The following is a 17,837-nucleotide window of genomic DNA, read 5'->3' as shown; positions in this document are numbered from 1 at the left end:
CGCCCAGGGTCCGCAGTTGGCGGCCAGGACAACACTCCCGGCACGGCCCTGCCCGCCCACCAGGCGCGGCGGCAGCGGCTTGGCGGGCTTCGGCGCCACCGACAGTGCAGCAAACGCTGGCCTTGGGCAGCACATCCGAGAAGGCCGGTAGCAATGAGTCCAGGCAGTATGGGATATTCCCAGCGGCACGAGGCCGCCATTTTGATTGTCGATGATGCGCCGGCCAACCTTGAGCTGCTGCGCAAGCTGATGAGCGAACAGGGGTATCAGACCTATGTCGCCACGTCCGGCGAACGGGCGCTGGCGATCGCCCAGCGCGCCCATCCCGACCTGATCCTGCTCGATGTGCTGATGCCCGACATGGACGGCATCGAGACGTGCCGCCGCCTCAAGCAGCACCCGCTGACGCAGCGCATCCCCGTCATCTTCATGAGCGCCAAGACGGAAACGGAAGACGTGGTGGCCGGCTTCGACTGCGGCGCCGTCGACTACATCAGCAAGCCGCTGCGCATGGCCGAAGTGTGCGCGCGCGTGCGCGCCCAGCTGCAAATCCGCAGCAACAATGAAACCCAGCAGGAGCAGGCCGAACGCCTGCGCACCATCGTCAACAACATGGCCGAGGGCTTGCTGATCATCGAGGCCGACGGCCGCATCCAGTACACCAATCCCGCCTGCGACCAGTACCTGGGCTACCGCGAAAACGAACTGGCCGGGCGCTCCATCGGCGAGCTGCTCAGTCCCCTGGTGACGCAGGAATACCTCGATTATTTCGCCATGCACGCGGCCAATCCCGAGACGGCGCACAACCACGGCACGCGCGAAGTGGCGATCCGCCACCGCAACGGCGCGGCGCTGAGCATGGATCTGACCCTCACGCCCATGTATCTGCGCCAGCCCCTGTATATCGGCCTGCTGCACGACATCACCCACCACAAGCAGTCGGAAGACGCATTGCAGCGCGCTGCCTACCTCGACCCGCTGACGAAAATCGCCAACCGCCGGCATTTCGACAGTTTCCTGGAAAAAGAATGGCAACGCGCCGTGCGCGGCGGCGGCGCGCTGTCGCTGGTAGTGCTCGACGTCGACCACTTCAAGCTGTACAACGACAGCCTGGGACACCCGGCCGGCGACAGCTGCCTGCAGCGGGTGGCGCAAGCCATCGATGCGCACGCCAGCCGCTCCGGCGACCTGGCGGCCCGCTACGGCGGCGAGGAATTCGTCCTGCTGTTTGCCGACACGGACGCCGACAGCGCCCTGCACCTGGCCGAAGCCATCCGCGCCAGCATCGAAGCGCTGCGACTGCCGCATCCGCGGTCAAGCACGTCGCCGTGGATTACCGTCAGCATCGGCGTGGCGACCATCCGCCCGCACCAGCTGGACGACCGCGAAGCACTGTTCGTCGCCGCCGACCGCGCCCTGTACGTGGCCAAGGAAGCGGGCCGTAATCAAGTCCGTGCCACGCACTCGGGCAGCACGGCCTGGGAAACGGTCAAGGCGTTGGTGTTACGTTAAGGATACGGCGAACCGGGAGTAGGCCCAAGTCACAAAAAAAGGCACTCCGGGCCAAGCGGGCCTGAAAAATGGCGAGGGCAAGGCGCAGCGACGCAGACAGTACGCAAGTACGGCAAGGAAGCTGCAACGCTGCCATCGGCATTTTCTCAGGCCCGCGTCTCCGGCCCGCCGTTCTTAAAGTGAATCAGAACTTCCGCGACACGCTCAACTTCGCATTGCGCCCCACGCCGGTGACCGCCTCGCTCAGGTAGGGCATGTAGTTGCGGTTGAAGACATTATCGACCGTCAGGCGCACCTCCGTGCCGCGCCACACGCCCTGTCTGCCATTCCATGACGCGAACAGCGTGTGCAGCGCATACCCTTTCGACGGCGGCAAGCGGTACACGCTCCCCACCGGCAGCACGCGCTCCTGCTTCGCCACGAAGCGGCCCTGCCAGCCCACGCTGGCGCCCAGATCGGGGAAGCGCCAGCCCAGTCCCGCCATCAGCTTGTCCGGCGCAATGGTCGACACGGGTTCATCCGCGCCCCACGGGTCGCGCTGCGACCCCGTGCGCGTGCCGCGCTGCTTCGACAGCGAGGCGCTGGCAAACAGGCGCGGCGAGTTGTAATAGGACTCCACTTCCACGCCCTGCGTTTGGAAACCGGCCAGGTTGCGGTAGTCGGACAGGGCCGGCGGCACCTTGCCCGATCCCGGCTCGTAGCCTTCGACCAGCACGCCCAGGCGCGGGCCGATATTGTCGCTGACGCGGTTGCGGTAGACCGTCAGGCGCAGCTGCGCGTCGTCGCGTTCCATGACCACGTTCTGGCGGTGCAGCATGGCGCCGGCGCGCACGGCCGTCACGCGCTCGACGGCCAGGTTGCGGCTGGTGGCCGGCGTCGATGAACCGAGGCGCGGCGACACATAGTATTCATTCGAATACATTTCGTCGATGGTCGGCGCGCGCCAGGTGCGGCTCAAGTCGCCGAACAGGGCCATGCTGTCCGACGCCTTCCAGAACAGCCCCAGGCGCGGCGACCAGTCCGCGTGCACTTTTTCGCTGAAATCGTGGCCGGCCGCCGGCAGCGGGCTGTTGTAGCGCGACGCCTTGTTCGGCACGCCCTCGGAGACGACGCGGTCGTGGCGCAGCGCCGCCGTCAGCGTCACGCTGCCATAGCTCATGGCATCCTGCAGATACAGGCCCGTGGTTTCCTGGCGCCCGGCCGGCATGTAATACGGCTGGAAGTAGCCGTAGTTGTAGCTGGGGTCCTTCAGCGCCGTCGACGACGGGTAGTACATCAGGGTGTCGCGCACGTTCTTGTGCCATTGCAGGCCCGATTGCAGCACGTGCGACACGGCGCCCGTCGCGAACACGCTTTCGTTGCGCACCTCGGCAATGCGGTCCACGTACGAGGCCCAGCTTTCGTTGCCCAGGGAGCCCAGGTAGGATCCCTGCGAAGCGGACGGCAAACGCTTGTCATGCTGGTCCGTGTGCGAATAGCCGGCGCTGGCCGTCACCTTGATCCACGGATTGTCCTGCGGCGCATACTGCCACTTCACCGAATACGTGTCGTCGTCCTGGTCGCGGTACACGGCCTTGCGCTGCCAAGCCTCTTCCAGTCCATACTTTTTGATTTCCGCCTCGGTCGGCGTGGGTACGTCCTCGCCCATGGCGGCGAACGGGCCCCAGCCCGAACTGCCACCCTTCATCGCCGTCAGGGTCAGAAGCTGCTCCGGCGTCAGCCGGATATTCAGCTTGGCCAGGCTCGATGGCGCATCGATGGCGGAAAAGCGGAATGGCTTGCCATCGGGCTTGCGCAAATCATCGGACTTGCGCTGCGTGGTGAAGGCCATGGCGTCGAAGCGGCCGTCTTGCGTGCGGCCGTAGACTGCCACGGTGGCGTCGTTTTCGCCATTGTTCGAGTGGCGCGAGTACTTGAGCATGGCGCCCACGTTCTCGCCGCCTTCGAGCAAGTCCTGCGCATCCTTGGTCTCGACCGTGATGACGCCGCCGAAGCCGCCATTGCCGTACAAGCTCGTATGCGCGCCCTTGTTCACTTCGATCTGCTTGATCAGCTCCGGCTCGATGAAGATGGAGCCCTGGCGGTATTTTTCAAAGCCCTTGGGCACGCCGTCGAGGATGACCTTCACGTCCTGCACCTTGTTGAAGCCCCAGATATTGAGGCTCTGGCCGCTGGGACGGGCCGTGCCGGCCAGGTCGACGCCGGGCAAGGTATCGAGCAAGGAGGCGACGTTGTCGGCCTGCTGGCGTTCGATATCGGCGCTGTTGATATACGAGCGGCCGGCCGTGCCGGCGCTGATGGCGTCGCCGAACACGCTGATGGCGGGCATCTGCACCGCGTCGGCCTTGTCCCCCTTCGCTGCCGCCCACGCTTGGCCGTGCGCGCCGCCCAATGCCAGCGCCAGCGCGGCGGCCAGTGGGGTCCATTCTAGTTTGCTGCTCTTCATCGCTATCCTTGCCTGGGTTTGCTGCTTCATGCTTGTGGAATGAAAAAGCGCAGGGCAGAGGAAACGGGCGGCGCACGATCAAGCGGCGGCGTTGACGGAAGCGTTGCGGCGGAACCCTGCCCGCGCGGACACGCCGCCGGCGCATGGCCGGCGGCGCACTGCAGTCACCGGGATAAGTTGCCTTGGTGAAATGCGGAACACATCATATACTGGATGAGAATGATTCGCAATAGCATTGATGGAGCAGCTATTCCGGATAGCCGGTGATGTCGGCGATCTCGCGGTACAGCGGCTGCAGCCGCGCATACATCTTGCGGTACACGCGCCGGTACAGCTGCTCGTAGGTCTTGCGGTGCTCGGGGTGGGGCTGAAATACCTTGCCCTTGCGCGTCATCGCCCGCACGGCGGCGGGAAAGTCCGCATGCCAGCCCAGGCCCACGCTAGCGGCGATGGCCGCGCCCAGGCCCGAACTTTCATACACGTGGGCGCGCGCGGCCGGCAAGCCGAAGATATCGGCCGTCAGCTGCATGGCAGAGTCGCTTTGCGAGCCGCCGCCGGCGATGCGCAGCTCCGTGATGGCGACGCCGCTGCGCCGCTCGATGCGCTCCTTGCCTTCGCGCAGCGCATACGCGAGGCCCTCGAGGATGGCGCGGTAGATGTGCGCGCGCGTGTGCACGTCGCCAAAACCGATCATGGCGCCCTTCGCTTCCGGTCCCGGCACCTTGATGCCGGGACTCCAGTACGGCTGCAGCATCAGTCCCATCGAACCGGGCGGCACGGCGTCGACCAGGCGGTCGAACAGCGCCTCGGCGGACAAGCCCGTGCCATCCTCGGCGGCCGCCGCCCGTTCGCGGTCGCCGAACTGTTCCTTGAACCAGTTGACCATCCAGTAGCCGCGGAAAATCTGCACTTCCGTGCTGTAGGCGCCGGGCATGGCGGCCGGATACGGCGGGATAAAACGCGTCACTTCCACGTATTTGCGGCTGGTCGTGTTGATGGTGGCCGTGGTGCCGTAGCTCAGGCACGCCACGTGCGGCTCGACGCAGCCGGCGCCCAGCACTTCGCACGCCTTGTCGGCAGCCGCCGCCAGCAAGGGCGTGCCTTCCGGGATGCCCGTCGCCGCGGCGGCCGATGCCGTGACGGCGCCCATGCGCGTGCCCGGCGTCACCAGTTCCGGCAGCATCGAGCGCTGTATTGCCAGCGCCTGCCATTTCCAGTCGAATCGCCCCGCCCAGGCATGGCGCTTGTAGTCGAACGGGATGTAGGCCACTTGCGAGCCCGTCGAATCGATGTATTTTCCGCAGAGGCGGTGATTGAGAAAGCCCGACAGCAGCAGGAATTTGTGCGTGCGGCGCCAGATGTCGGGCTGCTGCGCGGCGATCCAGTTGATCTCGGCCTCGCGGCGGAAGTACGCGATCGTCCCGTCGAGGCGCGTGGCGCGGAACAGGGCGCGCCACCACGGCGCCAGTTGCGGAATGTCGCGCGTGCTGCGCTGGTCCAGCCAGGTGATGGCGGGGCGCAAGGGGGCGCCATGTTCATCCACGTTGACCACCGTGCCGCGCTGCGTGGTCACGGCCACGCCGGCCACGGCGGATTTGGCAATGTCCGTGCCGCGCCACAGCTGCTGGCACGCTGCGCATACGGCTTGCCAGTAGCCTTCCGCATCGTGCTCGGCCCAGCCGGGGTGGTCGGAGTAATACGCTTCCAGGAACACTTGCGCCTTGGCCGCCAGCGTTCCCTCGCGGTCGAACAGCAGCGCGCGCACGCTTTGCGTGCCATTGTCGATGGCGAGGATATACGGGCCATTGCCCGCTGCGCAGGCCATGGCTTATGCCACGCTGGCCAGCGCGGCGCGCAGCGCCTGCAGCAGCGCTGGCGGCGTCAGTTCCGGCTGGGCGCTGAAGACGGGCGCTTCCCAGTCCTGATCCCGCACGGCCACCACGCGCAATCTCCCCTCCTCGCTCCATGCCGGATACCAGCCCACGTCGACGATAGCGCCGTTCGCGCACGTGATTTGCAGCAGGTCTTCGCCCAGCTCGTCGACGAGGGTGGCCAGCGGCTGGCGCAGGTCCAGCGGCGACAGGCTGTCGTAGGTGATGCGGGCGCCGCCCAGCGCCAGGGGCAGGCCAAACAGGGTCGTGTCGATGATGCTCTCCTCTTGTTTATTTTTTATACTTTTTTCAATCGCCCTGCGGCACGCTGTAATGGCGGCGCCACAGGGCCAGGTAGCGCTGCTGCTCCGCATCCCAGCGCGCATCGCTCCACCCCAGTTCATGCTGGCAGATGGCGCGCAGGCGCGGCATGATAGCAAGCGCGCCGCCGGCCAGCTGCAAACCGAGGCGCGTGCGCCGCAGCAGCAGGTCGTCCAGGTGCTGCACGGCTTCCACGCGCGCGCCCCAGCGCAGCTGCGCCCACAGGGTCTGCGTGCCGGGCACCGGCGCCAGTTCGCCCTCGTGCGCCGCCTCGCACAGCGCCTGCGCGGCCGCGCCATGCTGGCCCACCAGGCGCGCGCGCTGTTCGCCGTCGAGCAGCAAGGCCTTGCCCGACAGGGCCGGCGTTGCGTCAAAGATAGGCAAGGGGCGCAAATCCGCCTGCCAGCCCGGCAGCAGCGGCGCGGCGCGGCGCAAGGCATCGAGGGCGATCACGCGAAAGGTCGTCAGCTTGCCGCCTGCCACCGTCAGCAAGCCGTTTTCCAGCCACAGCGCATGTTCGCGCGCTTCCTTCGACGGGTCAAGCTGGCCGCTGTCGATGACGGGACGCACGCCGGCAAACGTGGCCAGCACGTCGTCTTCGCCCAGCGCCAGCTGCGGGAACTGCCAGTGCAGCGCGGCCAGCAGGTAATCGAGCTCGCCGCGCGTGATCGCCGGTTCCAGGTCCAGGCTGGCGCCGTGGTCGACATCGGTGGTGCCGACCAGGGTCACGCCTTCCCAGGGATACGCAAACACGGGGCGGCCATCGCGCGGGTGCATCAGGCTGACGGCTTGCGCCAGCGGCAAGCGCCAGGCGGGCAGCAGCAGATGGCTGCCGCGCAGGGGCCGCAGTTTCGGCCGTTCTCCCACCTGGCCGCGCAAGCCGTCGGCCCAGGCGCCCGTGGCGCTGATCACCAGGCGCGCGCGCACGGTGAATGCCGCGCCATCGACCGCATCGTTCAAGGTGGCGCCGGCGACCTGGTCATTTTCACGCAGCAGCGATGCCACGCCCAGGTAGTTGACGGCCACGCCGCCATGGCGGCGCGCCTCCTGCAGCACGCGCAGCACCAGGCGCGCGTCGTCCGTCTTGGCGTCCTGGTACAGCATGCCGCCCTGCAGGCCGTCGCGCCGGACGTGCGGCGCCAGCATGGCAAAATCGTCCGCTGCCAGATAGCGGCGCGCGCGCCGGCCCGCCATCACGTCGTAGATGGCCAGGCCCAGCATGAACTGGCGCCGCCCCGGCTTCCTGCCCGCGTAGTCGCCAAAGGCAAAGCCCTGCGGCTCGACCAGCCCCGCCGCATCCCTCAGCAAGGCTTGCCGTTCATGCACCGACTCGCGCGTCAGCGCAAACTGTCCCTGCTTGAGGTAGCGCAAGCCGCCGTGCACCAGCTTCGACGAACGGCTCGACGTGCCCCAGGCGAAATCGCGCTGCTCCACCAGCAGCGCCCGCAAGCCGCGCCGCGATGCTTCGAGCAGGATGCCGGCGCCCGTGATGCCGCCGCCGACGATCAGCACGTCCCACTCGCGCGCCAGGAGGCCAGGCAGCTCTGCCCTGTTCATGACGGGCCGCCGGCGTCGGGCAGCAGTTTGCCGGGGTTCATCATGCCCTGCGGATCGAACTGGCGCAGCAGCGCACGCATGGCGTCGATGCCCAGTTCTCCCTTTTCGGCCATCAGCCACGGCGCGTGGTCCGTGCCGACGCCATGCTGGTGGCTGATGGTGCCGCCGTTGGCGACGATGGCGGCGCCGGCCGCGTCTTTCAGACTGCGCCAGCGCGCCATGTTGTCCTCGAACGTGGGTGCCAGCCGGTACACATAGGTGGTGTAGACGCTGGCGCCCTGCGGGTACAGGTGCGACAAATGCGTGTAGGCGTGCACCTGTTCGCCGTGCGCGGCCAGCGCGGTGCGGCCAGCCTGCTCCAGCGCCGCCATCATGGGCGCCACGCGGGGCCAGTCGACGGCCGTTTCCACCGTGTCGATGACATAGCCGTGTTCCCAGGCGCCGTTGCGCAGGTAGACATTGCGAAAGCGTCCCTGCTTCCATTTGTCGCCCATGGGGCGCCCCACGTGCACGCCCTTGTGCCGCCGCGCCAGCGCCAGGGCGCCGCGCAGGGCCGCGCGCGCCGGTTTCTCGTCACCGCTGACGCCCACCATCAGCATGCACTTGCCTTCCCCGCAGCCGCGCAGGGACAGATAGCGTTCCAATAGTCCCACCAGTTTCTTGTGTCCGGCCAGGGTCAGCATGGTTTGCGTTTCCGCCCCGTTCGACAGGCGCAGCAGCGACAGCGGCAGTTTTGCCTGCGCCAGCGCGCGCACGGCGGCCTGCGCCTCGCCCCAGCCGGCAAAAAACACGGCGTGGAACGCTTCGAACGGCGGCAGCGGAGAAATGCGCACGGTGGCCTGCGTCACGATGCCGATACGCCCTTCCGAACCGAGCACCATTTCGCGCAGGTCGATGCCGGCCGCCGAGGCGGGAAAGGTGGGAATCGTCAGGGTGCCGGCCGGCGTTTCCAGCACGCCACCGGCGAACAGCTGCTCGATGCGGCCATAGCGCAAGGATTGCTGGCCCGACGAGCGCGTGGCGATCCAGCCTCCCAAGGTGGAATATTCGAACGACTGCGGATAGTGGCCCAGCGTATAGCCCTGCGCGCGCAGCTGCGCTTCCAGGTCGGGACCGTACACCCCCGCGCCGAACGTGGCCAGTTGCGCCTCGCGGTCCAGGTGGCCCAGCGCGCACAGATGCGTGAGGTTGATCGACAGCACGGGGCGCGGCCCCGGCGCCACCGTCAGGTGTCCGGCCACGCTCGTGCCGCCGCCATGCGCGATGACGGCCACGCAGGCCTGGCGCGCGTAATCGAGCAACTGGCGCACCTGCAGGGTGCTGTCGGGAAAGGCCACGCCGTCAGGCACGGCACCGATGCGGCCATGACGCAGCTTGAACCAGTCGGGCAGGCTTTGACCGAGCGCATGGCGCACGCGCGCAGCCGGCGTAGTATCGATGAGCGGATGCGGCGCCAGGCGCGAGGCAGGCACCTGTGCGCAGGCCTCCTCGAAGCTGGCGTCAGCGATGGCGGTGCCCGGCCCCAGCCGTTCGCCCAGGAAGGCGAGCGCCTCCACGCCCAGCGCATACACGATGCTTTCGTCACCCCAGCCATTCCAGCGTTGCATCGATATCCCCTGTGTTGGGCCAGTTGCGCGCCACGGCGGCTTGCTATACTGTTCTTGCCTGTTCAACAGCATATGCCGCCAGAAACGAAGGGTATTGGTTTTTCATGACAATCGCATTGTTCCATCATGCCAGGCACTGACAGCCATCACGCGGAAGGCCGGGTCGCCGGCGCCTATCTGCAGCCGCTGCTGGAAGCGGCCGCCGCGCATGGCATCGCTGCCGCCACCCTGGCGCGGGCGGCCGGCGTACCGCCGCACGGCCTCGACGCCCCATCGGCCAGCCTGGCGGCGCGCGACTACGTGCGCCTGCTCGATGCAGGGGCGAGCCTGGCGGGCGACGCGCATTTCGGCCTGCACGTGGGCCAGCGCGTGCGCATGGGCACGTACAGCGCGTATGGCTTGATCTTGCTCAGTTGCAGCAACGTGGGCCAGGCGCTGGAACAGACGGCACGCTACGAACGGCTGGCGCACGACCTGGGCCGCTCGACCCTGCAGCGCGATGGCGCCGTCGCGCATTTCCGCTGGGCCAGCAACTACCCGGACGCCAGCCGGCACCTGGTCGACAGCGTCTTTGCCGGCATTCGGGTGTGCGGCGACTGGCTGGCCGGCATGCCGCTGCCGCCGGCCCGGCTGGCCTTCGTCCACGACGGCGGCGGCCAGCTGCTGCGCCACGCGGCGCACCGCGACGAGTACGTGCGCGTGCTGGGCAGCCTGCCCGCCTTCAATGCCCCCGCCAACACGGCCACCTTCGACGCGCAATTGCTGGACTGGCCCGTGCCGAACGCCGACGTCAGCCTGCATCCCGTGCTGTGCCAGCACGCGGAACAATTGCTGGCGCAGCGCCAGGCCGAAGCGGGCAGCGGCATCGGCGCGCAGGTGCAGGCGACCATCGTGGCGGGCTTGCGCCACGGTCCGGCCAGGCTGGCCGACGTGGCCGCCGCGCTGGCCGTCACGCCGCGCACCCTGCAGCGCAAGCTGGCCGACGCGGGCACGAGCTACCAGGCCCTGCTGGACCAGGCCAGGTACGGCATGGCGCGCGACTACCTGCGCCAGCCTGGCCTGTCGCTGGTCGACATCGCCTTCCTGCTCGGCTACCAGGAACAAAGCGCATTCAACCATGCGTTCCGCACCTGGTCCGGCACCAATCCCGGCGCCTGGCGCCTGCAGGAACTGCAGGCCGGACAGGCCACCTGACTGGCGTGCGCGCGCCATGCCCTGCCCGTTTTCTGGCTATACTGGCATGTCAGGCTCCCACCATCACTCCAACCCGCAATGCAAAGGATTAATATGCAACTCCAAGACAAAGTCGCACTGATTACCGGCGCCGCCAGTGGTATCGGCAAGGAAATGGCCATCGAATACGCCAAACAGGGCGCCAAGGTCGTCATCGCCGACCTGGCCCTGGAAGCGGCCAGCAAGACGGCCGAGGAAATCAAGCAGGCAGGCGGCCAGGCGTTTGCCGTCGCCATGGATGTCTCCAGCGAAGAGCAGGTCGACAAGGGCGTGGCGGACGCCGCGGCCCACTTTGGCGGCATCGACATTCTGATCAGCAACGCGGGCATCCAGATCATCAGCCCCGTCGTCGACTACCCCTTCGAGCAGTGGAAAAAGATGCTGGCCATTCACATGGACGGCGCCTTCCTCACCACGCGCGCCTGCATGCGCGAAATGATCAAGGCGGGCCGCGGCGGCGCCATCATCTACATGGGCTCCGTGCACTCGCATGAAGGCTCGCCGTTCAAGAGCGCCTACGTTGCCGCCAAGCATGGTTTGCTGGGCCTGGCCAAGGTGGTGGCCAAGGAAGGCGCAAAGGATGGCATCCGCGCCAACGTCATCTGCCCCGGCTTCGTGCGCACGCCGCTGGTCGACAAGCAAATCCCCGAACAGGCGGCCCAGCTGCACATCAGCGAAGAGGACGTGATCAAGAAAGTCATGCTGAAAGACACCATCGACGGCGAATTCACCACCACGCAGGACGTGGCGCAAACGGCCATCTTCCTGGCAGCGTTCCCGTCGAACGCCCTGAGCGGACAATCCATCGTCGTCAGCCACGGCTGGCACATGCAATAATAGTGACGCCCGCCCACATCGGCTGCGCGGCGCCCTGTGCGGCCTGCGATGCTCGCTGTGCTCCAGCACAGCTGCGCGTCTCGGCCACACATCGCTGCCGCTCGCGATGATGTGGACGGGCGTTGCAGCGTCAGCGTATTAATCTTCCTGCGCCTTTCCAGAAAGTTCCCGATTGCAAGACAATACTTACCGCCACCCGCGCGCGGGCGGGCCGGGGCGCCTGTTTGCCGCGCTCGCCAATTGCGCGCATTTCGCCAAGCTGCGCCAGGCCGTCATGTCGCGCCTGCCCTTCCTGACCCTGCACAGCGACGTGCGCGATGTCGTCTACGTGAGCTGGCTGGTCGATGCCGCTGCGGCGCAGACATTATTGCCGCCGGGCGTAGCCCTGTGGCAGCGCGACGGCAAGACGCCATTTACCGTACTGACCTACCGCCACGGCCATTTCGGCCCCGCCCTGCCGGGGCCCTTGCGCCGGCTGATGCCGTCTCCGCTGCAAAGCAACTGGCGGCTGTACCTGGACCACACCCCAGCGGGCGCGCCGGACGTGCCCTGCGTGTACTTCCTCAAAAATATCATGGACAGCCTGCCGCATGCGCTGGGCACGCGCCTGTTCAGCGACATCCTGCCGACGCACCTGGCGGCCGGCATGACGCTGGAAGTCGGCGCCACGCAGGCCCGCTGCAGCATTGCCAGCGGCGCCGGCAGCGCCCCGGCGCTGGACGTGCAGGCGGACATCACAGCGGAGCATGGCCTCGATGCCGAATGGCAGCAACTGTTCGACAACTGGCGCGACGCCGTCGCCTTCCTGGCCTGCCAGGATGCGGCCATCGCATCCGTGCCGCGCAATGGCAAGCTGGTCTTCGGTGAAATCGACTTGCCCGTTGATCTGGATCAAGTGCAAGCGCTGACAGCCGTGCGCGCCGACTGCGGCTTGCTGGCGCAGTTGCCGCCCCTGTCCGCTCCGTTGGCCTTCCTCGTGCCCAAGGTACCGTTCAAGGCGCTGTCAGAGCGCCTGCTGTAGCGCGGCGCTCCGGCGCGCGCAAGGGCGTGGCGGGACCGCCGCGCCGCCGCTCCAGCTTGAACAGGGCCATGGCTTGCTCCAGCTGCAGGGCCTGGTCTTGCAGCGACGCGGAAGCGGCCGCCGACTCTTCCACCAGGGCCGCGTTCTGCTGCGTCACTTCATCCATCTGCGTGACGGCCATGTTGACCTGGCCGATGCCGTGGCTTTGCTCGCGCGAGGCCGAGGCGATTTCTTCCATGATGCCGTGCACGCCCTGCACCGCGCCCAGCATTTCGGCGCTGCTGGCGCCCGCCTGCTGCGCCAGCTTCGCGCCTTCCTGGACCTGCGCCAGCGAGGCCGTGATCAGCTGCTTGATTTCCGTGGCCGCCGCCGCGCTGCGGTGGGCCAGGCTGCGCACTTCGCCTGCCACGACGGCAAAGCCGCGGCCCTGGTCGCCGGCGCGCGCCGCTTCCACGGCCGCATTCAGGGCCAGGATATTCGTCTGGAAGGCGATACCCTCGATAATGCCCGTAATGTCGCCGATCTTCTTCGATGAGGCGTTAATGTCCGCCATCATCGTCACCATCTGGCCGACGATCTCGCCGCCGCGCCCGGCCAGGCCATGCACCTTGCCGGCCATGTCGCTGGCCTGCACGGCATTGCCGCTGTTTTGCTGCACCGTGGCCGCCAGCTGCTCCATGCTCGACGCCGTCTGCTCCAGGGCCGAGGCCTGCGCCTCCGTGCGGCCGGACAGGTCCATGTTGCCGGCGGCGATTTCCTGGCTGGCCATGCTGATGCGCAGGAAATTGCCGCGCACGTCGCCGACGATGGAATGCAGATTCACGCGCAACTGGCGCAAGGAGCGCAGCAGCTGCCCCATCTCGTCGCGCCGCGTCGTGTCGAGCTCGCCCGTCAGGTCGCCGCCCGCCATCACGTCGCACGCCTGGCGCGCCCGCTGCAGCGGCTGCAGCACGACCTTGTGCAAGGCATGCCAGAAATACAGGGTCAGGCACAGGGCCGCCACGGACAGGCCCGTCAGCCAGCCGTGTGCCGCAGCCGGCAGCAGGCCCGCATCCCAGGCCAGCTGCAGCAGCAAGAGCACGACCAGCGCGCCCAGGTTCCAGGCGATGCGCCGGCCGATGGCCATGTCGCGCACGCTGAGCAGCCGCGCCAGCCAGCCCGTGCGCACGGCGGCGCCCTGGCTCAGGGCGATGCCGTCGGCCTGGCCCGCCTTGATGCGCGCGTACAGGGCCGACGCCTGCGCCACCTGCTGGCGCGTGGGCTTGGTGCGCACGGACATGTAGCCGACGGCCACGCCGTCTTCCACCACCGGCGTCACGTTCGCCAGCACCCAGTAGTAGTCGCCGCTCTTGCAGCGGTTTTTCACCATGCCGCTCCACGAACGTCCCGAGCGGATGGTGGCCCAGAAATCGGCGAACGCTTCCACCGGCATGTCCGGGTGACGCAGGATGTTTTGCGGTGCGCCGATCAATTCTTCCGCGCTGTAGCCGCTGACGGCGATGAAATACGGATTCGCATACGTGATATTGCCTTGCAAGTCGGTAGTCGAGACGATGGTCTCGCTATCGCTCAGTGTGATCTCGGTATCGCTGACGGGAAGATTAAGTCGCATGGTCACATCCTCAGAGGTAGCCCGTACGGTAACGGGTATGCGGACAAGGCACGGTCGCCAGTCAGGAAAGCGGGCACGGCACTGGCACCACTATTTTAATATTTTGCTATTAATAAAATGAACTTTTTTCCAGCCTTGCCGGCCGCTAAGCCACGGCAGGTTCACCGGCCCAGTAACGGTCCACGTCCTGCAAGCGCCACCGTTCCGCGCTCTCCGTAGAAACAATGCGCTCCTGGCAACCCGGCGCGGCCAGGTCGATGACCGATGGCACAATGCAGGTGCCGGCGCGGATGGAAAAAAACACGCGCACGGTGGGCTGGGTCAGCGGCTTGCCCGGCGTCTGGCCCACCACCACGGCCAGGCGTTCCGACTGCAGGCGCACCAGGGTGCCCAGCGGATAGATGCCCAGGCATTTGACGAAGGCGGCGAACAGCTGCGCGTCCAGATGCGCACCGCGCCAGGCGGCCATGCGGCGCAGCGAATCGGCCGGACACCATCCCTGCTTGTACGGCCGGTTCGAAGTGATCGCGTCGTACACGTCGCAGATGGCCCCCATGCGCGCATACAGGCTCACTTCCTCGCCGCGCAAGCCTTTCGGATAGCCGCTGCCGTCGAGTTTTTCATGGTGGTGCAGGCACACGTCGAGCGCCACGGGATCGAGCTCGCCCACTTCCTGCAGCATGCGGTGGCCGGCAGCCGGATGGGCGCGCACGGAGCCGAATTCCGCCTCGCTCAGGCTGCCCGGCTTGTTGAGGATGGCGGACGGCACGGCCATCTTGCCTATGTCGTGCAGCAAGCCCGCCAGTCCGGCCGAGCGCACCTGCTCGTGCGACAGGCCCACTTCCGTGGCCAGCGCCGTCATCAGCGCGCACACGGCCACCGAATGCATATACGTGTAGTTGTCGGCCGTTTTCAGGCGCGCCAGGCCCAGCAGCACACTGCCGCCGCGCAACACCGATGCGGCGATATCGTCGACCAGTTCGTAGGCCTGCCCCACGGACAGGGCCTTGCCCATGCGCGCCTCGTCGAACATCGTCTGCACGGCCTGGCGCGAGCGTTCGATCAGGCGCCGCGCATGCGCCAGTTCCTCGTCGCGCGACATGGGCGCAGCCGCATTCTGCGCGGGGCCGGCATCGGCCGCCGGCGCGGGCGTGGGCGCGACGGGCGGCACTGCGGCTGGTGGCACGTCGGCCGCCTGCGGTGCGGCTGGCGGCGCCGCTTCCACCGGCGCCAGCCCGCGCGCCACGTCGATCCATACTTCACTGAGGCGCGCCGCACGGATGCGTTCCAGGTCTGCTTGCGACTCGAGCAAAAAGGAACGCTTCCAGAATGGCGTATCGAGCCAGGAACGGCCCAGCCTCTCGACATACATTCCCAATACCAGTTCGCTACTCGCTATTTTTTTCAGCACGGCGTATCTCCAGACATTCAACATCGCAGCATTTACTTGCGAATTAACAACATCATACGCCAAAAATAAACGATTAAACCAAATATATTAATTTATATGGCAAAACCACAACATATACAACAATAATCACCAATACTATCATTTTCATTAATGCAATACTGTAGGGCGGCAAATATAACGATTCGCCTCAGTTGACTTCGCGGCGGGCGTGCGCCTGCATCGCGTTCCCTCGCCTGGCCAATCGCTCGTGGTATTTTGGATGCGCCACGGCCGCCGGCCGCTGCATGGGCAAGCACACGGGCATACAGTGTGGGATAGGAGTGGCGCTGGCGCCCTGGGGAGAGCGGCGTCAGCCTGCTGCCAGGCATCAAGCTGGCCGATGCGCGGGACGCGGCGGCCGGAGCGCCGCCGGTACAGAGGCGGCCTGGCCGCCGACGTCCTAGCGCGGCACGTAGCGCCAGCCGGCGTTTTCCAGCATGAAGGTCAGTTCCGTCTTGATGGCTTCAGGACGGCTCGGCACGCTCAATTCCGTGTTGCACACGAGGTAGCCCGTCTTGCGCTTGACGTCGCACTCGTTGACGGCCTTGACCTGCATGGTGCTTTGCGCTTCCTGCATCTGCACGTCCTTGGCCGCCTCCGGATTGCGCGCCACTTCTTCCCTGGCCCAGGCGCGTATCATCGCTTGCGCCTCGGCCGGCGACGGTCCCGCGAATCGGGCGTCCTTGCGCTCGACGCCGACCCAGGTGCCGTTATCGTTACGTAGCGGCAAGACCATAAAACCGTCGCGCATGGCGGCGCTCATGCCGACCAGGCACACCACCTCGCCCGGCACTTCCTGCGACTCCTGGCAACCCTGCAGGCTGGTGGCCTTCACGGGAATCGGGATGCTCGATTGCATCTTCGCCTGGGACTTGGCCACGCCCGCCTGTACGGCGGCCTGGATGTGTTCGAGCGTGGGCATGGTAGCGGCCTGGGCTGGCAAGGCGGCGAACAGGGCGGCGGCGGTCAGGGCGAGAGTAGTCAGGCGCATGGGTGTCAAAAGTAGTGGTCAAAGGCCGGCAGTCTAGCACTTTGCATAAAAAACAGCTGTTTCTATAGAGAACTATCCACGGCATCGGGCGCGAGAAAGGCACCGCCCCCGTCCGCCTGTCCGCGCAGGCGCAGGCCGATGGCGCGCAGCATCTCGACCAGCTCGCGCAAGCGCAAGCCCTCGTCCGTCAGTTGATATTCCACCTTGACGGGCACTTCCGCATAGATCGTGCGCGTCAGCAAGCCCGCCTCTTCCAGCGCACGCAAATCCAGGGTCAGCATGCGCTGCGAGATATTCGGCACGGCGCGGCGGATTTCGCTGAAGCGCTTCGGCCCCGCCATCAGATAGCTGAGCAGCACCGCTCTCCAGCGCCCACCCAGCAAGCGCATGGCTTCTTCCACGGCGCAGCCGGAGACATTGTCCTTCATGGCGATCCCTATCTGGTATAAAAAATATAGCTATACCACATTATTCTGCCTTCTTCCAAATAGTAACTGTAGCAGCTAGACTGCCCTTCCCTCAGCTCAAAGGAATTCCAGCATGGAAACCACCCTGATCTACAGCGTGCCATTCGGCTGCTCGTTTGCCGCCATCGCCGCCCTCGAATGGAGCGGCTTGCCGTATCGCCTGGCCCGCGTCGAAGCGCGCGACCCGGCCAGCAAGCAGCATCCGGCCTTTCTCGCCATCAATCCCCTGGGCCAGACGCCGGCCCTGCTCACGCACGAGGGCACGCCGCTGCTGGAAAGCATGGCGATCCTGCTGCACCTGGCCGCCCGCGCACCGGCCAGCGGCCTGGGCTTTGCGCAGGGCACGCCCGCCTGCGACCGCCTGAACAGCGCGCTCTCGTTTCTGCACACGACCTTCCACGCCGCCTTCATGCCCGCCTTCCAGGCGTCGCGCGCGGCAGAAGGCGATGCGCGCGCGGCCGTCTGGCGCGAAATGGCCGTCGACAAGGTGAACAAAAGCCTGGCGCACCTGGAACGCCTGCTCGCCGTCCGCGCCTGGCTCGCCTCCGATGCGGCGCCGACGATTGCCGACGCCTACCTGGCCGCCACGGCGCGCTGGGCCGAACCGCTGCAGCTGGCGCGGCTAAGCGACTATCCGCAGGTGGCGCGAGTGCTGGCGGCGCTGGAACAGGACCCCGGCATCCGCTTTGCCCACGCCATCGAGGCGGGCTTGCCGGCCGCCAGTCGGGGCGGTTTCCGGGGCCACGTGGCACTCGACCAACTGGCAAGTCCGGCCGGCTAACCGCCGGTCAACTCCCGCAGCGGGCGCGTCTTTATTGCTATGATGTCGGGCTGCCGGCGGTACAGCCGGCCACGTCAATACCATATCGACAACGTCGTCATCAGAATCGGGAGTTTGAATGAGTTTACGTC

At 66.6% G+C, this 17,837-nt stretch carries 14 protein-coding genes; 5 read left to right on the top strand and 9 right to left on the bottom strand.

Features of this window, described 5'->3' with window-relative positions; all coding sequences use genetic code 11:
* Positions 1-153 precede the first annotated feature (153 nt).
* Positions 154-1,512 carry a diguanylate cyclase gene (locus BXA07_RS21485; protein WP_076570729.1) on the top strand — a complete coding sequence of 453 codons (1,359 nt, stop codon included), beginning with the start codon at positions 154-156 and terminating at the stop codon, positions 1,510-1,512.
* A 184-nt stretch (positions 1,513-1,696) separates the two neighbouring features.
* Here the strand turns inward: BXA07_RS21485 and BXA07_RS21480 are convergent, their stop codons facing one another.
* The 5 genes from BXA07_RS21480 to BXA07_RS21460 form a co-directional block, all read right to left on the bottom strand.
* Entirely contained in the window at positions 1,697-3,958 is a 2,262-nt protein-coding gene (locus BXA07_RS21480) for a TonB-dependent hemoglobin/transferrin/lactoferrin family receptor (RefSeq protein WP_076570727.1), read from the bottom strand.
* A 247-nt stretch (positions 3,959-4,205) separates the two neighbouring features.
* The gene (locus BXA07_RS21475; RefSeq protein WP_076570725.1) at positions 4,206-5,783 is read right to left on the bottom strand and encodes an FGGY-family carbohydrate kinase; all 1,578 of its coding nucleotides are present in this window, start codon (positions 5,781-5,783) and stop codon (positions 4,206-4,208) included.
* Positions 5,784-5,786: 3 nt separating this feature from the next.
* Positions 5,787-6,203: a hypothetical protein gene (locus BXA07_RS21470; RefSeq protein WP_076570723.1), complete on the bottom strand. Its 417-nt coding sequence runs from the start codon at positions 6,201-6,203 to the stop codon at positions 5,787-5,789.
* The gene (locus BXA07_RS21465) at positions 6,139-7,707 is read right to left on the bottom strand and encodes a glycerol-3-phosphate dehydrogenase/oxidase (RefSeq protein WP_076570721.1); all 1,569 of its coding nucleotides are present in this window, start codon (positions 7,705-7,707) and stop codon (positions 6,139-6,141) included. Before BXA07_RS21465 ends, BXA07_RS21470 begins: the two co-directional genes overlap by 65 nt.
* On the bottom strand, positions 7,704-9,314 hold the full coding sequence (locus tag BXA07_RS21460) for an FAD-binding oxidoreductase (RefSeq protein ID WP_076570719.1): 1,611 nt from the start codon (positions 9,312-9,314) through the stop codon (positions 7,704-7,706). Before BXA07_RS21460 ends, BXA07_RS21465 begins: the two co-directional genes overlap by 4 nt.
* A 126-nt stretch (positions 9,315-9,440) precedes the next feature.
* Between BXA07_RS21460 and BXA07_RS21455 the strand changes: the two genes are divergently transcribed.
* The 3 genes from BXA07_RS21455 to BXA07_RS21445 all read left to right on the top strand — a co-directional run bounded on the left by BXA07_RS21455 (position 9,441) and on the right by BXA07_RS21445 (position 12,405).
* Complete coding sequence (locus tag BXA07_RS21455; protein WP_076570717.1) at positions 9,441-10,508, top strand: AraC family transcriptional regulator; 1,068 nt, start codon at positions 9,441-9,443, stop codon at positions 10,506-10,508.
* Positions 10,509-10,601: 93 nt separating this feature from the next.
* Positions 10,602-11,384, top strand: coding sequence for a 3-hydroxybutyrate dehydrogenase (locus BXA07_RS21450; RefSeq protein ID WP_076570715.1), 783 nt, complete (start codon positions 10,602-10,604; stop codon positions 11,382-11,384).
* Between the two features lie 172 nt (positions 11,385-11,556).
* Complete coding sequence (locus tag BXA07_RS21445) at positions 11,557-12,405, top strand: DUF2071 domain-containing protein (protein ID WP_076570713.1); 849 nt, start codon at positions 11,557-11,559, stop codon at positions 12,403-12,405.
* Here BXA07_RS21445 and BXA07_RS21440 read toward each other — a convergent pair.
* From BXA07_RS21440 to BXA07_RS21425, 4 genes are all read right to left on the bottom strand, one after another.
* Positions 12,377-14,017, bottom strand: coding sequence for a methyl-accepting chemotaxis protein (locus BXA07_RS21440; RefSeq protein ID WP_083708447.1), 1,641 nt, complete (start codon positions 14,015-14,017; stop codon positions 12,377-12,379). The two genes, BXA07_RS21445 and BXA07_RS21440, sit on opposite strands and share 29 nt — an antisense overlap.
* A gap of 145 nt (positions 14,018-14,162) precedes the next feature.
* The gene (locus tag BXA07_RS21435) at positions 14,163-15,428 is read right to left on the bottom strand and encodes an HD-GYP domain-containing protein (RefSeq protein ID WP_076570709.1); all 1,266 of its coding nucleotides are present in this window, start codon (positions 15,426-15,428) and stop codon (positions 14,163-14,165) included.
* A gap of 439 nt (positions 15,429-15,867) precedes the next feature.
* Positions 15,868-16,458, bottom strand: a complete 591-nt coding sequence (locus tag BXA07_RS21430) for a hypothetical protein (protein WP_076570707.1) — start codon at positions 16,456-16,458, stop codon at positions 15,868-15,870.
* Positions 16,459-16,520: 62 nt separating this feature from the next.
* Positions 16,521-16,886, bottom strand: a complete 366-nt coding sequence (locus BXA07_RS21425) for a winged helix-turn-helix transcriptional regulator (RefSeq protein WP_070219853.1) — start codon at positions 16,884-16,886, stop codon at positions 16,521-16,523.
* Positions 16,887-16,998: 112 nt separating this feature from the next.
* Here BXA07_RS21425 and BXA07_RS21420 point away from each other — a divergent pair, with 112 nt between their 5' ends.
* A complete protein-coding gene (locus BXA07_RS21420; RefSeq protein ID WP_076570704.1) occupies positions 16,999-17,706 on the top strand; it encodes a glutathione S-transferase family protein in 708 nt (235 codons plus the stop codon).
* Positions 17,707-17,837: the final 131 nt, after the last annotated feature.

The organism is Janthinobacterium sp. TND4EL3, from assembly GCF_900156175.1.
Lineage (GTDB): Bacteria > Pseudomonadota > Gammaproteobacteria > Burkholderiales > Burkholderiaceae_D > Janthinobacterium.
This window is presented reverse-complemented; position numbering and strand designations above follow the sequence as displayed.

Excerpts from the sequence above, each read along its gene's own strand:
- BXA07_RS21450 (WP_076570715.1), top strand. The coding sequence starts at position 10,602 with ATGCAACTCCAAGACAAAGTCGCACTGATTACCGGCGCCGCCAGTGGT.
- BXA07_RS21455 (WP_076570717.1), top strand. The coding sequence starts at position 9,441 with ATGCCAGGCACTGACAGCCATCACGCGGAAGGCCGGGTCGCCGGCGCC.
- BXA07_RS21460 (WP_076570719.1), bottom strand. The coding sequence starts at position 9,314 with ATGCAACGCTGGAATGGCTGGGGTGACGAAAGCATCGTGTATGCGCTG.
- BXA07_RS21480 (WP_076570727.1), bottom strand. The coding sequence starts at position 3,958 with ATGAAGAGCAGCAAACTAGAATGGACCCCACTGGCCGCCGCGCTGGCG.
- BXA07_RS21465 (WP_076570721.1), bottom strand. The coding sequence starts at position 7,707 with ATGAACAGGGCAGAGCTGCCTGGCCTCCTGGCGCGCGAGTGGGACGTG.
- BXA07_RS21470 (WP_076570723.1), bottom strand. The coding sequence starts at position 6,203 with ATGCGGAGCAGCAGCGCTACCTGGCCCTGTGGCGCCGCCATTACAGCG.
- BXA07_RS21475 (WP_076570725.1), bottom strand. The coding sequence starts at position 5,783 with ATGGCCTGCGCAGCGGGCAATGGCCCGTATATCCTCGCCATCGACAAT.
- BXA07_RS21485 (WP_076570729.1), top strand. The coding sequence starts at position 154 with ATGAGTCCAGGCAGTATGGGATATTCCCAGCGGCACGAGGCCGCCATT.
- BXA07_RS21430 (WP_076570707.1), bottom strand. The coding sequence starts at position 16,458 with ATGCGCCTGACTACTCTCGCCCTGACCGCCGCCGCCCTGTTCGCCGCC.
- BXA07_RS21420 (WP_076570704.1), top strand. The coding sequence starts at position 16,999 with ATGGAAACCACCCTGATCTACAGCGTGCCATTCGGCTGCTCGTTTGCC.
- BXA07_RS21425 (WP_070219853.1), bottom strand. The coding sequence starts at position 16,886 with ATGAAGGACAATGTCTCCGGCTGCGCCGTGGAAGAAGCCATGCGCTTG.
- BXA07_RS21440 (WP_083708447.1), bottom strand. The coding sequence starts at position 14,017 with ATGCGACTTAATCTTCCCGTCAGCGATACCGAGATCACACTGAGCGAT.